Source organism: uncultured Planococcus sp. (assembly GCF_947501725.1).
Taxonomy (GTDB): domain Bacteria; phylum Bacillota; class Bacilli; order Bacillales_A; family Planococcaceae; genus Planococcus; species Planococcus donghaensis_C.
Window position 1 is genome coordinate 1 of sequence record NZ_CANMXD010000042.1, and the last position, 212, is coordinate 212.

Sequence of the window (212 nt, forward strand, 5' to 3'; positions counted from 1 at the left end):
GGTTGCGGGGGCAGGATTTGAACCTGCGACCTTTGGGTTATGAGCCCAACGAGCTACCGAACTGCTCCACCCCGCGATAATAATATATCATTTACAAATCACATTCGCACTGTACAACCTTGATTATGTAAGAGTAAATGGTGGAGGATGACGGGATCGAACCGCCGACCCTCTGCTTGTAAGGCAGATGCTCTCCCAGCTGAGCTAATCCT

General features: G+C 50.0%; 1 tRNA gene. It reads right to left on the reverse strand.

Annotated elements, in window-relative coordinates:
- Positions 1-2: 2 nt before the first annotated feature.
- Positions 3-76, reverse strand: a tRNA-Met gene (locus Q0785_RS20345).
- Positions 77-212 lie beyond the last annotated feature (136 nt).